The following is a 13,642-nucleotide window of genomic DNA, read 5'->3' as shown; positions in this document are numbered from 1 at the left end:
TGATAAGGAGAAGGTCAGCATGTCCGGCATCGTCGTCCAGAATATCGAACGGGCGGACCTTAGCGTCGTCGACGGCCTCGCCAAATGCGGCGTCGCCACCGTCCATGAAGCGCAGGGCCGCACCGGCCTGCTCGCCTCGTACATGCGCCCGATCTACACCGGCGCGCGCATCGCCGGCAACGCCGTCACCATCTCCGCCGCGCCCGGCGACAATTGGATGGTCCATGTCGCGATCGAGCAGTTGAAGGAAGGCGACGTCCTCCTCCTTGCTCCCACCAGCCCCTGCACCGACGGTTATTTCGGCGACCTGCTCGCCACTTCGGCGCAGGCGCGCGGCTGCCGTGGCCTTATCATCGACGCGGGCGTGCGCGATGTGCGCGACCTCACCCAGATGAACTTCCCGGTCTGGTCGAAGGCGGTCCATGCCCAAGGCACGGTCAAGAACACGATCGGATCGGTCAACGTACCCGTCATCTGCGCCAATGCGCTGGTCAATCCGGGCGACGTGGTGATCGCCGACGATGACGGCGTGTGCATCGTACCACGCGCCGACGCCGCTGCGGTCCTCGAAAAGGCGCAGGCCCGCGAAGCCGCCGAAGAAGCCAAGCGCGTCCGCCTGGCCGCCGGCGAACTCGGTCTGGACATCTACAATATGCGCCCGCGTCTGGAAGAAATGGGCCTGAAATATGTGTGACGAGAGAGTGCATGCAAACCCGTTCGCCCTGAGCCTGTCGAAGGGCTCGGCTGAACGCAGTGAAGCTCTTCGCTCCGCTCAGGTGACGGCTTCGACTTCGCTCAGCCCGAACGGGGGTGGTAAATGAGCGCCCTCCCCTCTGCCCCCGTCCTATGGATGCGCGGCGGCACCTCCAAGGGCGGCTATTTCCTCGCCCAGGACCTGCCCGCCGACACCGCCGCCCGCGACGCCTTCCTGTTGCGCGTCATGGGCTCGCCCGACCCGCGCCAGATCGACGGCATGGGCGGCGCCGATCCGCTGACCAGCAAGGTCGCGGTCGTGAAAAAGTCACAGCGCGACGGCGTCGATGTCGATTATCTCTTCCTCCAGGTCTTCGTCGACAAGGCGGTGGTCAGCGACGCGCAGAATTGCGGCAACATTCTCGCCGGCATCGGCCCCTTCGCGATCGAACGGGGCCTCGTCGCTGCGCAACAGGGCGAAACCCGCGTCGCCATCTTCATGGAAAATACCGGCCAGATCGCCATCGGCACGGTGCAAACCCCCGGCGGCAAAGTCCGCTATGACGGCGATGCGAAGATAGACGGCGTCCCCGGCAGCGCCGCCCCCGTCCCGCTGGAGTTTCGCGACACCGCCGGCTCCTCCTGCGGCGCCCTTCTTCCCACCGGCAACGCCTTCGACGAAGTGGAGGGCGTGCGCGTCACCCTGATCGACAACGGGATGCCCTGCGTCGTCATGAAAGCGGAAGATGTCGGCATCACCGGCTACGAAGACCGTGACACGCTGGACAATGATACGGCGCTGAAAGCCCGGATCGAAAAAATCCGCCTTGCCGTCGGCGAGCGCATGAACCTGGGCGACGTAACCGACAAGTCGGTGCCCAAGATGATGCTGGTCGCCCCGCCCCGCAACGGCGGCGCAGTCACGGTGCGCAGCTTCATCCCGCATCGCGCCCATGCCTCCATCGGCGTGCTTGGCGCGGTCAGCGTCGCTACCGCCTGCCTGGTCGAAGGATCGCCCGCAGCCGAGGTCGCTTCCATTCCCGACGGCAATCGCAAGACGCTCTCGGTCGAACATCCGACCGGCGAAACGACCTGCGTCATGGAACTGGACGATAGCGGCACCGTCACCAGCGCCGCCATGCTGCGCACCGCCCGCAAACTCATGGACGGCATCGTCTTTTCCTGAACGCACTAGTGCCGTTCGCCCTGAGCCTGTCGAAGGGCGGCACTTTTTTTATAAGACAAGCCCTTCGGTATGTTCTGGGCGAACGGAGTTGGAACCAATGACCCGCATCACCTCATGGCATGGCGCGCCCTCCAAGCCGCTCTATACGCCCCCCGCCGGCGCGATCGACGCCCATTGCCATGTCTTCGGCCCGATGGCGGACTTCCCCTTCAGCGCGAAGGCGAAATATCTGCCCGAAGATGCCGGCCCGGACATGTTGTTCGCATTGCGCGACCATCTGGGCTTCGCCCGCAATGTCATCGTCCAGGCGAGCTGCCACGGCACCGACAATAGCGCGACCCTGGACGCCATCGCAAAGGCGAACGGAAAGGCGCGCGGCGTCGCCGTGGTCGATCCGGCCATTTCCGATGCCGATCTCGCCGTCCTCCATGATGGCGGCATCCGCGGCATCCGCTTCAATTTCCTCAAGCGCCTGGTCGACGACGCACCCAAGGACAAGTTCCTCGACGTCGCCAAGCGCCTGCCTGCGGGCTGGCACGTGGTCATCTATTTCGAAGCCGACATCCTCGAAGAACTACGCCCCTTCATGGACGCCATCCCCGTCCCCCTCGTCATCGACCATATGGGCCGCCCCGATGTGACCCAGGGGCCGGACGGCGCCGACATGCAGGCCTTCCGCGCCTTCCTGCAAAGCCGCGACGACATCTGGTTCAAGGCCACCTGCCCCGACCGGCTCGATCCTGCTGGCGATCCCTGGAACGCCTTCGCCGACGCGGTCGCACCGCTGGTCGCCGACTATCAGGACCGCGTCCTGTGGGGCACCGACTGGCCGCACCCCAATATGCAGGACGCTATCCCGGACGACGGCCATCTGGTCGACATGATCCCGCGCATCGCGCCGACCGTCGAACTTCAGCGCAAATTGCTGATCGACAACCCGATGCGCCTCTACTGGCCGGAAGAAGTATAAGTAATTGATATATAATGAAAAGAGCGGCACTTGTGGGCACCGCTCTTTTCATTTCAATTGTCCAACTCGCCGTCTCAGTCGTCAATATTCCGGCGGAAGGTTTCCGGCAGGAACAACAGCCCGATGACCACCGTCGCCGCCGCGATGACGACCGGATACCAGAGTCCGTAATAGATATCCCCGGTCGCGGCGACCATGGCGAAGGCGGTGGTGGGCAGGAAGCCGCCGAACCAGCCATTGCCGATATGATAGGGCAACGACATCGAAGTGTAGCGGATGCGGCTGGGGAACAGCTCCACCAGCATGGCCGCAATCGGGCCATAGACCATCGTCACCAGCATCGCGAGCGCCCACAGGATCGCCACGACCGCGACCTTGTTGATCTGCGCACTGTCCGCCTTGGCCGGATAGCCCGCCTGCGCCAGCCCCGCCTTCAACTGGCCCTGGAAAGCGGCGATCGCCGCCGCCTTCTCTGCGCCCGCCAGCGCCTTGGGATCGGGCACGGCCAAGCTGGCGCTGCCGACCTTGACGACCGCCGGGGTGCCCATGGGCGCTTCGACATTGTCGTAGCTGATGCCGGTCTTGGCCATATAGGCCTTGGCGATGTCGCAGCTCGATCCGTCGAACTTGTTCTTGCCCACCGGATCGAACTGGAACGAACATTGCGCCTGGTCGACCAGGATCGTCACCGGCGCGGACGCCTGCGCCGTCGCCAGGGCGGGGTTGGCCGCGCTCGTCAGCGCCCCGAACAGCGGGAAATAGGTGATCGCCGCCAGCGCGCACCCGCCCAGGATGATCGGCTTGCGCCCGATCTTGTCCGACAGCCAGCCAAAGAACACGAAGAAGGGCGTCGCGAGCGCCAGCGCGATGGCGATCAGGATATTGGCCGTTGCCCCATCCACCCGCAGCGTCTTTTCCAGGAAGAACAGCGCATAGAATTGCCCGGCATACCAGACCACCGCCTGCCCCATGACCGCGCCCAGCAGCGCGATGATGACCCAGCGCAGATTGCCCCATTGCCCGAACGCTTCGGTCAGCGGTGCCTTGGACGTCGTGCCCTCCTCCTTCATCTTCTGGAAGACCGGGCTTTCGTTGAGCTGCAAGCGTATCCACATAGACACGCCCAGCAGCAGGATCGAAATCAGGAACGGCAGACGCCATCCCCAGGCCGCAAACGCCTCTTCACCCAACGCAAAGCGGAAACCGATCACCACCAGCAACGCCGCGAACAGGCCGAAGGTCGCGGTCGTCTGGATCCAGCTGGTATAAAGCCCGCGCTTCCCCTCCGGCGCATGTTCCGCGACATAGGTCGCCGCCCCGCCATATTCGCCGCCCAGCGCCAGCCCCTGCGCCAGCCGCATGATGATCAGGATGATGGGGGCCGCCACGCCGATGCTGGCATAGCTGGGCAATAGGCCCACCGCGAAAGTCGACAGGCCCATGATCCCCATGGTGACGAGGAAGGTATTCTTGCGCCCGACCAGATCGCCGATCCGCCCGAACACCAGCGCCCCGAACGGCCGTACCGCAAAACCCGCCGCGAACGCCGCCAGCGCAAAGATGAAGCCGGTCGTCTCGTTCACGCCCGAAAAGAACTGGGCGGAAATATAGGTGGCCAGCAGCCCGTAGAGATAGAAATCATACCATTCGAACACCGTCCCCAATGAGGACGCCGCGATGACGAGTTTCTCGTTCTGGCTCGCCGCATGATGTTTCGGCTGACCGTCGTCACAGGTCGTCGCCATAAGCCCCTCTCCTTTCAAAAGCGATTTCCCGTCAGGTGAAATCGCGTAAACCTAAGTCAGAATGTATATTTGGCCGCCATCTCAAGCCGGTCCATCTGGCCACTGAGGCCACTGACGACGTCCCGCTGAGCATGGCGATATTCGATGCCGAGGTCGAGATGCTCGACCGGTGTCCAGAACAGGTTGCCGGCTAGGCTATAGGCCGCCCTGTCCGCCAGCCCCGGCACCGTGAAATCGGACGGATAATAAGCGCGGTGATAGCCCGCCATGACGGTTGAGCGCAGACTGTCGGTCCAGCCCAGTTTCACCGCGGCATAGCCCGACAGGTTGCTGACCAGCCCCAGCCGGTTCGCCCGCGCCGGATCATCGACCACATCGGCGACCGCGCCCAGTCCCAGATAGCGGCCGATTCCCCGGCCATAGGTCGCCAGAACGCGCAGATCATGCCGCCCCTGCGGTCCGAAATCGATCCGCGCCCCGCCGCTGACGCCCCAGCCCATCGCTCTGTCGCCCGCACCCGCATCGTCCACCGACAGCGTCCGCATCAGACCGGCGACATGCCATTCCGCGCCCGCCCCCTCATAGGCGAGCTTGGCCACCAGGTCAGGCATCCTGTCATTGTCATGATCGACCAGATCCGCGGCGGCCGGCGTCACGGTTTCGGTCTGGGGATTCTCCGCCGACAGGGTAAGCGACAGGCCGTCGCCCAGCGACCGGCGATATTGCGCGACCATCTGGCGGACGAAGACCGTCCCTTCCATCGGCCCGACATAATCGGTCGTTTCGGGCAGCAGCGCGGGATTCTGGAAAGCCGTCCATTCCTGTCCCACCAGCCAGTCGCCATAGGTGAAGAAGGCGCGACGCAGCGTCGGCGTATAGGGATTGGTCGCCCTTTGCGCCCCGACCGGCGCCGTGGCCAGTCCGAAGTCGAACTCGATATGACTCTTGAGCGCCTTTGCGCCCACCACAGTCTCCGTCTCGAAGAACAAGCGGCTCTGCCGCGCATGACCGATCATGTCGCGGCTGCTCCGGCCGCCCACCGGAATCTGCTGCGGCAGGTAGAATTCCTTGCCCAGCGCGCCGCCCGGCACCGCGCCGTCGTCATAACGGGTGGCGCTGCCCACCATCTTGACGAATCCACCGATCCTGAAAGTCGTGCCACCGATCTGAAAACCGTCCGTCGCCGGTTCATCCTCCAGCGCGGCGACGCGATCGTCGGCCTTTTGGGCCATGTGCGCCGACGCCTGCTGGTCGGTCCGCGCCCGCGTCAATTCGGTCTTCAGCGCCGTCACCGCTGCCTCCAGCTGGTTCAACCGCACCTCCAGTTCCGCCTCGCGCGGGGTCTGCGCCATGGCATCCGGCCAGGCGACGATGGCGGCGGCCAACGCGCCGATCGCAGCGCTACGCCGCCAATATCCATCGATCGTCGCCTGCGCCGACGGGGGTCGCGCCATATATCCTCTCCCGCCGGATCGACCCGTCTCTGCGGGGTTGGTGGCGATCCGGCCATGGCTGCATCATGCGGACGATGCAGGGGCGCGGAGAAGGCGGACCATGGTGGGAAGGCCGTCCGACTTTGGTCGAGGATGCCGGTCCTGTGTTCATGCGTTACGCTAGGGCAAAGAGCTGGAGAGGTTCTCGACAAATGAGCGAAGCGCTATACCCCGTCCCCGCTGCCCTGGTTGCCGACGCCCGCATCACCGCGTCGAGAGCCACCGCCATGCATGCGCTGGCTGCGTCCGATCCCGATGCCTTCTGGCGGCAACAGGCCGGGCGCCTCGACTGGATCACCCCCTTCACCAAAGTCGACGAGAGCAGCTTCAACGAATCCGATTTCGGCATTAGCTGGTTCGCCGACGGCCAGCTCAACGTCAGCGCCAACTGCATCGACCGCCATCTGGCTACACGCGGCGATCAGCCCGCGATCATCTGGGAAGGCGATGATCCCGCCGACAACCGCGTCATCACCTACGCCCAGCTGCATGAGGAAGTCTGTCGCTTCGCCCATGTGCTCACAAGCCATGGCGTCCGGCGCGGCGACCGGGTCACCCTCTATCTGCCGATGATCCCCGAAGCCGCCTTCGCCATGCTGGCCTGCACCCGCATCGGCGCGATTCATTCGATCGTCTTCGCAGGCTTCTCCCCCGACAGTCTCGCCAGCCGCATTCGCGACTGCGACTCCCGCCTGGTCGTCACCGCCGACGAAGGGCTGCGCGGCGGCAAGCGGGTGGCGCTCAAGGCCAATGTCGATGCTGCGCTCGCCCATTGCAGTTCGGTTGAAAAGGTCATCGTCGTCCAGCGCACCGGCGCCGACGTCAATATGGTGGAAGGCCGCGATCTCTTCTACGGCCCCGCCCGCGACGCCGCCGCCACCAACCATGCGCCCGAAGCCATGGGCGCCGAAGACCCGCTCTTCATCCTCTACACCTCCGGCTCCACCGGCACGCCCAAGGGGGTGTTGCACACGACCGGCGGCTATCTGCTCTGGGCGTCGATGACGCACGAACATGTGTTCGACTATCGCCCCGGCGAGGTCTATTGGTGCACCGCCGACATCGGCTGGGTCACCGGCCACAGCTATGTCGTCTACGGTCCGCTCGCCAATGGTGCGACCACCCTGATGTTCGAAGGCGTCCCCAACTATCCGAACCATAGCCGCTTCTGGCAGGTATGCGACAAGTGGAACGTGTCGATATTCTACACCGCCCCCACTGCGCTCCGCGCGCTGATGCGCGAAGGCGACGCCTATGTGCAGGCGGCCGGCCGCGCGTCCCTCCGCATCCTGGGCAGCGTCGGCGAACCGATCAATCCCGAAGCCTGGGAATGGTATCATCGCGTCGTCGGCGAAGGCCGCTGCCCGATCGTCGACACCTGGTGGCAGACGGAAACCGGCGGCATATTGATCGCCCCCCTGCCCGGCGCGACCGACCTGAAGCCCGGCTCCGCCACGAAGCCGCTGTTCGGCGTCCACCCCCTGCTGGTCGATGCCGAAGGCAAGGAGCTGGCGGGCGCGACGGAAGGCAATCTCTGCATCGCCAAAAGCTGGCCAGGCCAGATGCGCACCGTCTATGGCGACCATGCGCGTTTCTTCCAGACCTATTTCACCACCTATCCGGGCCGCTATTTCACCGGCGACGGCGCCCGTCGCGACGCGGACGGCTATTATTGGATCACCGGCCGGGTGGATGACGTCATAAACGTGTCGGGCCACCGTATGGGCACGGCGGAGGTTGAAAGCGCGCTGGTCGCCCATGCCAAGGTCGCCGAAGCCGCCGTCGTGGGGATGCCGCACCCGATCAAGGGCCAGGGCATCTATGCCTATGTGACGCTCAACGCGAACGAGGAGCCGTCGGACGAATTGCGCAAGCTGCTGGTCGCCTGGGTCCGCAACGAAATCGGACCGATCGCCACGCCCGACATCATCCAGTTCGCCCCAGGGCTGCCCAAGACCCGATCGGGCAAGATCATGCGCCGCATCCTGCGCAAGATCGCGGAAGGGGAAACCGGCGCATTGGGCGATATATCGACTCTGGTCGATCCGTCAGTGGTCGACAAGCTGATCGCCGACAGCCAACTCGCCAACGCCTGATCGAAAGAACTTGCCCCGCTCGGGGGCAAGTCCCTATTCCGGGCGGTGGCAGATCGGCCAGATGGCCGCTCGGAGAGGAGCCCGACGCTGACGACAAACGGCGCGATATTGGTGGCGGACGATCATCCGCTCTTTCGTCAGGCCCTGGTCATGGCGGTGGAAGCGGTCGCGCCCCAGGCCCGCATCATCGAAGCCGCGACGCTGGACCGCGCCGTCGAGGTGTCAATCGCGACCAGCGACCTGCTGCTCGTCCTGCTCGACCTCAAAATGCCTGGATCGGCCGGATTTTCGGGCGTCGCCCTGCTCCATGCCGAACGCCCCTCCGTCCCCATTCTCGTCATCTCCAGCGCGGAGGCGCAGATCGCCTCGCCCGAAGCCCGCCGCTATGGCGCGGTCGGCTTCATCGGCAAGGACCAGCCGCTATCGGTCATGGAGGAAGCGATCGCCGCGGCGCTCGGCGGCCAAAGCCCGCCGTCCCTGCCCGCCGGCGAAACGGACGCCATGGCCGACAAGGTCGCCGCGCTTACCCCCACCCAGTTGCGCGTCCTGCTGGGCGTGCTCGATGGTCGTCTCAACAAGCAGATCGCCTTTGATCTGGGCGTCGCGGAATCCACGATCAAGTCGCACATGACCACGATCCTCGCCAAACTGGGCGTGCAAAACCGCACCCAGGCAGCGCTGGCCGCGCGCGCGCTGGGTCTGGGTGCGGGCCGGTAGCGCCTCCATTCCCGTTCACCCCTTCTTCTTTATGGCGTCAAAGACAGGCGTTGCCGTCTATGTCGCGCATCAAGTCGCTCGGCGCGGTCTTTGACAGGACCGTTCATACTGAACCTGGTCCGTCCTGTCCCAGACCGGCGATCCACTGGTCCAGCACCGCCCCGCCCAGCGGCTTGGCCAATATCGCAATGCCCCGCTCCCGCGCCCGCTCCAGCATATGTACGCCCTGCTCCGCCGTCACCAGCGCTACCTGCAGATTCCGGCGCTGTCCGCGCAGCGCATCGATCAGCGCGATCCCGTCACGCTCGTCGCCCAACGCAAAATCCACCAGCGCGCCGTCAAGCGTCCCGGTCACGGCCAGCGCCTCGCCATATCCCGATGCCGTCATGCATGTGTGGCCCATGGCCTCCAGGGCAGCGCGCATAGCCGCGCGATTGGCGCTGTCGTCATCCACTACCAGCAGCCGCAGGCACTTCGTTTCCCGCGTCACCGCTCCCTCGGGCGGCAATGGCCTCGCGTCTACTGCCTCGATCCGCGGCAGGCCGATCGCAAAACAGCTCCCCCTGCCCTCCTGCGACCACACGCCCACCTTCGCGCCGATCAGCGCGGCGGAGCGCTCCACGATCGCCAGCCCCAGGCCGATGCCATTCTCGCTCCCACGCCCCAGCCGCTCGAATTCGCGGAAGATGATGTCCAGCTTGTCGGGCGCGATGCCGATGCCGCTGTCGCGCACCTCGATCCGCATATGCCCGCCGCGCCGCCGCGCCGCGACGACGATGCCGCCTCGTTCGGTATAGCGGATCGCGTTGCTTACGAAATTCTGGACGATCGACCGCAGCAGCGACCGGTCCGTCTCCACCCAGCCATCCCCTGCCCCCACACGCAGCGACAGCCCCTTCTCTGCCGCCAATGGCCGCAGGCTTTCGACCACATCGACCAGTATCGTCCGCGCGGCGAAACGAGTCGGTTGCGGCGTGATCCCGCCCGCGTCCAGCTTCGATATGTCGAGCAGCGCGCGCAACAGGTCGTTGGCGGCCTCGATCGATCGGTCGAGCCGCGCCAGCATCGCCTGTTCCGGCTCGTCCAGCCGTCGGCGCAACGCGGCGGAAAAGAGCATCGCGGCATGGAGCGGCTGCAACAGGTCATGGCTCGCCGCCGCCAGGAATCGCGTCTTGTCCGCCATCGCCTCCGCCAGCTGAGCATTGACGTCGGACAGTTGCGCCGTCCGCCGCGCTACCGCCCGTTCCAGATCGCGCCGCGCCGTCTCGGTCGCGGCCCGCGCCTGCGCCTCGATCGTGATGTCGGTGAAGCTCATGACATAGCCACCATCGGGCATCGCTCCGCCGACCGTCTTGATGACACGACCATCGGTGCGGTGCCGCTCGAAACTATGCGGCTTGCGGCTGCGCATGTGACCGAGGCGCCGGGTGACATGATCTTCCACCTCGCCGGGACCGCAATCGCCCCGTTCTGCATTGAAGCGGATCAGCTCTGCGACCGGCACCCCTACCCTTATCATTCCATGTTCGTAACGAAATAGGTCGAGATAGCGGCTGTTCCACGCTACCAGCCGGAGATCGCGGTCGATCACGCTGACGCCGACATCGATATTTTCCAACGTCGCGGCAAGCAGCCCCTGCGAGAAATGCAGCGACTGGCCTGACGCATCCAGCATCTGCGCCACGTCGGCAAAGCCCATGCCCTGTCCTGAAATGGCCGATGCCATGATCGCGCGGGCGGAGGACGCCCCCACCACGCTGCCGATCAACCGTTCGGCCGCGCGCGCGCTGCTGCGATCGATCGGCCGTTCTTCCAGATGCTGGCCGCCAAAGGCGTCGGCGACCGCTTCACTCCCGACGAAGCGCGTCACGAGGTCGCCCAGCGCCGCCATCGTCCCGATCGGTGCGATACCCCGCTGCCGGACCAAGGCGGCGGCGCCCACTCCGCGCGCGGACACGAACATATAGGCCAGGAGATTGCCACCCAGGCTGATGACCGTGCCGAGCGTGACTGCGTTCACGCCGTTCCAGCGGTCGAGCCAGTTGGGTAGCAGATCTACGGCCGGCAGGAACAATGTTCCCATCCAGATCGCAAAGCCGGTCGCCAACCCGGCCCCGCCCGCCATCGCGTCATTGTGGGGCCGATAGACGGCGAAGATCAGCGCGGGCGCGCATTGCGCGATCGCGACGAAAGCGATCAGCCCGACCGAAGCGAGCCGGGTCGTCGACGGCGTCGCCATGGCGTAGAGGGTGGCGGCGACGACCAGCGCGACAATCGCGCTGCGCCTTATCCACAGCAGTCGTTCGCCCATATGCGCACGGCCGGCGGCGCGACGCAGCAGGATCGGCGCGAACAGGTCATTGGAGATCATGCTGGAGATCGCGACGACTTCCGTCACCACCATCGCCATCGCCGCCGAGAGGCCACCGAAGAAGACCAGCAGCGCAAGCCCCGGAAAATCGAAATGCTGCGGCAGGCTGAGGACGAACAGATCCGGCGCGCTTCCTTCGCCTAACAGGGCCAGGCCCGCGGCAGCGATCGGCAACACCGCCAGCACCGTCACCAGCAGATAGGCGATGAACCCCCAGCGCGCGCGCAATATGTCGTCGGCTCCCCGCGCCTCCATGATGCTGATGAAGAAGTGCCGCGGCATGCAGATGATCGTGAGCATCGACAGCAGCGTCGTGACGATGAAATCGCCATCCAGCCGCCCCGGCGAAAAGCCGCTGCGAAAGACGGCGATCCCCGTTCCCACTTGCGCTATCGGAATCCTCCACAGCAGCCACCCGGCCAGACCTGCCACCAGCAACAGCGCCACCAGTTTCAACACCGACTCCGTCGCCACCGCGAACAGGATCGCCTCATTCTGCCCCGCCACCTGATAGCGGCGCGCGCCGAACAGGATCGCGAACAGCGCCAGCGCGGCCGACGCGCCGATCAGTGGCGCCGTGCTCTCGGGCGTATGCGACACCAGCGCAAAGCTGAAGGCGACCGACCGCAATTGCAGCGCGACATAGGGAATGGTGCCGAACAGCAGGATGATCGTGACCAGCGCCGCGATCGCGCGGCTCTTGCCGAAGCGAGACCCGATGAAGTCGGAGATCGAGATTGCGCCGTCGCGATGCACCTCGACATGCAGCCGGCGCAGGAAACGCCCGCCCAGCGCCATCACCAGTGCCGGACCGAGATAGATGGGCAGATAGTCCCACCCGCCCGTCGCCGCACTCCCGACCGCACCGAAATAGGTCCAGCTGGTGCAATAGACGGCCAGCGCCAGCCCATAGGCATGGACACGCCAGCGCGATCCGCTCAACCGGGCGCGATAGCGGTGGGCCAATGCAGCGCCGCCGAACAGCAGCGCGGCATAGAGAATGGCCAAAAGGATGGCGATGGACATGCCCCGGCATAGGCGGGTCGGGCGCCTGCGCCAATCTGTTCGAAAGATGGAGGATTGGCGATCGCCCCGATCGAATGTAGGACTGGACTAGCCTAAACGCCATTATCGTTTAACATATTGCGCTATACAATTGATTTAAAACAATATATTGTGGATATCGATATTTATGGATGAATCGTCGTCTGACAGATATCTCCAACATGGGATGGAGGGCGATACCCCTCTTCTATCCCTTTATGCCGACGCCCAGGCTGCGCTGGCGCGGATCGAGGAGAGACGGCGGCTCAGTCCGGTACGCCGCCCTTGGAAGATACGATGCTTCATTGCCGAACGCCAGGCCCTGGCGTGGATCGACTCCACATCGGTTGAGGCAAACGCATTCACCGTCGATGGCCACGGCAGCATCGGCGGCGCACCCTTCGATCTTACCCATTGGCGGCAGGCCGTCGGCGCGCCGGTGACGCTCGACACGCTACGCACCGACAGCATCGGCCTGCTCGATTGGCTGGGCGTTGATGATGCGCCCGCCAGCGCCGGCCGATGGGCGACGCCCGGCCTGTCGATCGGGGACATTCGGCCGCGCGTGGCGCAATGGCAGGCGGAAGCGGCCGCCTTGCCCCCCGCCCCGCCCCTGATCCATGGCGCCCATCTGGCGCTGGCATGGCGGCGACGCGCGCCGATCGGTCGAGGGGATGTTGTCGCCAGCTTCCTGATCGGTGATCGCAACGGTCCGGGCCGGTGGGATGCATCCTTCGGCGGCCTCGTTGCGCTGGGCTTTCAAGTCAGCGGCGCCGCCTGGAAGATCGCTGGGCAGTCCCAACTGGACCGCCTTTGGCTCCAGGCCATTGCGCTAGGCGCCCGGGACCATCTCGATCAGGAAGCGCGACTGCGTATCTATGCGGAGCGAGCTGCGACCTATATCGCATCACGCCGTCGGCCCGGTCGCCTGAAGGAGCTTTTGATGCTGGCGATGTCGCGGCCTGTCGTCAGCAGCACGCTCGTCACCCGCCAACTCGGCGTGACCTCGGCCGGAGCGATCAAATTGCTGAGCATCGCGACCGACGCCGGACTGCTCGTGGAGCGCACGGGGCAGAGCAGCTACCGCAATTATACTATCCCGGTGACCCATATTCGCCACCCTGCAGCATCGCCGGATCCGCTAGCCGATCCGCAAACCGCGGATCTTTGGTCGGACGCCTGAAAAAACGACCTCGCCAGAAGCCCGCTGAGCGCCATTTGCAGCCATAGGCATAGGATTATATGCCGGAAGCAGAATCGCGCCCAGCGCCGCTCCTGCGGCCACCATTCGAAGTTTCCGTTTTTGTTCTCCATCCGAGCCGAATTC

Annotated in this window: 9 protein-coding genes; 6 read left to right on the top strand and 3 right to left on the bottom strand. The window is 65.0% G+C overall.

The features are described from left to right. The first annotated feature begins 19 nt into the window (after positions 1–19). The 3 genes from ligK (at position 20) to K9B33_RS21850 (ending at position 2,849) form a co-directional block, all read left to right on the top strand. Positions 20–694: a 4-carboxy-4-hydroxy-2-oxoadipate aldolase/oxaloacetate decarboxylase gene (gene ligK, locus K9B33_RS21860; protein ID WP_224551227.1), complete on the top strand. Its 675-nt coding sequence runs from the start codon at positions 20–22 to the stop codon at positions 692–694. A 123-nt stretch (positions 695–817) separates the two neighbouring features. Continuing rightward, entirely contained in the window at positions 818–1,879 is a 1,062-nt protein-coding gene (locus K9B33_RS21855; RefSeq protein ID WP_224551226.1) for a 4-oxalomesaconate tautomerase, read from the top strand. 97 nt (positions 1,880–1,976) lie between these two features. Next, positions 1,977–2,849 carry an amidohydrolase family protein gene (locus tag K9B33_RS21850; RefSeq protein WP_224551225.1) on the top strand — a complete coding sequence of 291 codons (873 nt, stop codon included), beginning with the start codon at positions 1,977–1,979 and terminating at the stop codon, positions 2,847–2,849. 74 nt (positions 2,850–2,923) lie between these two features. Here the strand turns inward: K9B33_RS21850 and K9B33_RS21845 are convergent, their stop codons facing one another. Both K9B33_RS21845 and K9B33_RS21840 read right to left on the bottom strand, forming a co-directional pair. Next, entirely contained in the window at positions 2,924–4,594 is a 1,671-nt protein-coding gene (locus K9B33_RS21845; RefSeq protein ID WP_224551224.1) for an MFS transporter, read from the bottom strand. Between the two features lie 56 nt (positions 4,595–4,650). Then, positions 4,651–6,048, bottom strand: a complete 1,398-nt coding sequence (locus K9B33_RS21840; RefSeq protein ID WP_224551223.1) for a DcaP family trimeric outer membrane transporter — start codon at positions 6,046–6,048, stop codon at positions 4,651–4,653. Positions 6,049–6,239: 191 nt separating this feature from the next. On the opposite strand from K9B33_RS21840, the gene acs reads away from it, so the two are divergent. Then, entirely contained in the window at positions 6,240–8,183 is a 1,944-nt protein-coding gene (gene acs, locus K9B33_RS21835) for an acetate--CoA ligase (protein WP_224551222.1), read from the top strand. A gap of 108 nt (positions 8,184–8,291) precedes the next feature. Further along, positions 8,292–8,900, top strand: coding sequence for a response regulator transcription factor (locus K9B33_RS21830; RefSeq protein ID WP_224551243.1), 609 nt, complete (start codon positions 8,292–8,294; stop codon positions 8,898–8,900). Positions 8,901–9,003: 103 nt separating this feature from the next. Here the strand turns inward: K9B33_RS21830 and K9B33_RS21825 are convergent, their stop codons facing one another. After that, a complete protein-coding gene (locus tag K9B33_RS21825; protein WP_224551221.1) occupies positions 9,004–12,297 on the bottom strand; it encodes a PAS-domain containing protein in 3,294 nt (1,097 codons plus the stop codon). A 205-nt stretch (positions 12,298–12,502) separates the two neighbouring features. Between K9B33_RS21825 and K9B33_RS21820 the strand changes: the two genes are divergently transcribed. Further along, complete coding sequence (locus K9B33_RS21820; protein ID WP_224551220.1) at positions 12,503–13,498, top strand: helix-turn-helix domain-containing protein; 996 nt, start codon at positions 12,503–12,505, stop codon at positions 13,496–13,498. Positions 13,499–13,642 lie beyond the last annotated feature (144 nt).

It is taken from the genome of Sphingobium sp. 3R8 (assembly GCF_020166615.1).
Classification (GTDB): Bacteria; Pseudomonadota; Alphaproteobacteria; order Sphingomonadales; family Sphingomonadaceae; genus Sphingobium; species Sphingobium bisphenolicum.
Note: the sequence above shows the minus strand (reverse complement) of the source record. Positions and strands in the feature narration are given on the sequence as shown.

Bases quoted from the DNA above. Each gene is read 5' to 3' on its own strand.
- K9B33_RS21820 (WP_224551220.1), top strand. From the start codon at position 12,503: ATGGAGGGCGATACCCCTCTTCTATCCCTTTATGCCGACGCCCAGGCT.
- ligK (WP_224551227.1), top strand. From the start codon at position 20: ATGTCCGGCATCGTCGTCCAGAATATCGAACGGGCGGACCTTAGCGTC.
- K9B33_RS21840 (WP_224551223.1), bottom strand. From the start codon at position 6,048: ATGGCGCGACCCCCGTCGGCGCAGGCGACGATCGATGGATATTGGCGG.
- K9B33_RS21855 (WP_224551226.1), top strand. From the start codon at position 818: ATGAGCGCCCTCCCCTCTGCCCCCGTCCTATGGATGCGCGGCGGCACC.
- K9B33_RS21825 (WP_224551221.1), bottom strand. From the start codon at position 12,297: ATGTCCATCGCCATCCTTTTGGCCATTCTCTATGCCGCGCTGCTGTTC.
- K9B33_RS21845 (WP_224551224.1), bottom strand. From the start codon at position 4,594: ATGGCGACGACCTGTGACGACGGTCAGCCGAAACATCATGCGGCGAGC.
- K9B33_RS21850 (WP_224551225.1), top strand. From the start codon at position 1,977: ATGACCCGCATCACCTCATGGCATGGCGCGCCCTCCAAGCCGCTCTAT.
- acs (WP_224551222.1), top strand. From the start codon at position 6,240: ATGAGCGAAGCGCTATACCCCGTCCCCGCTGCCCTGGTTGCCGACGCC.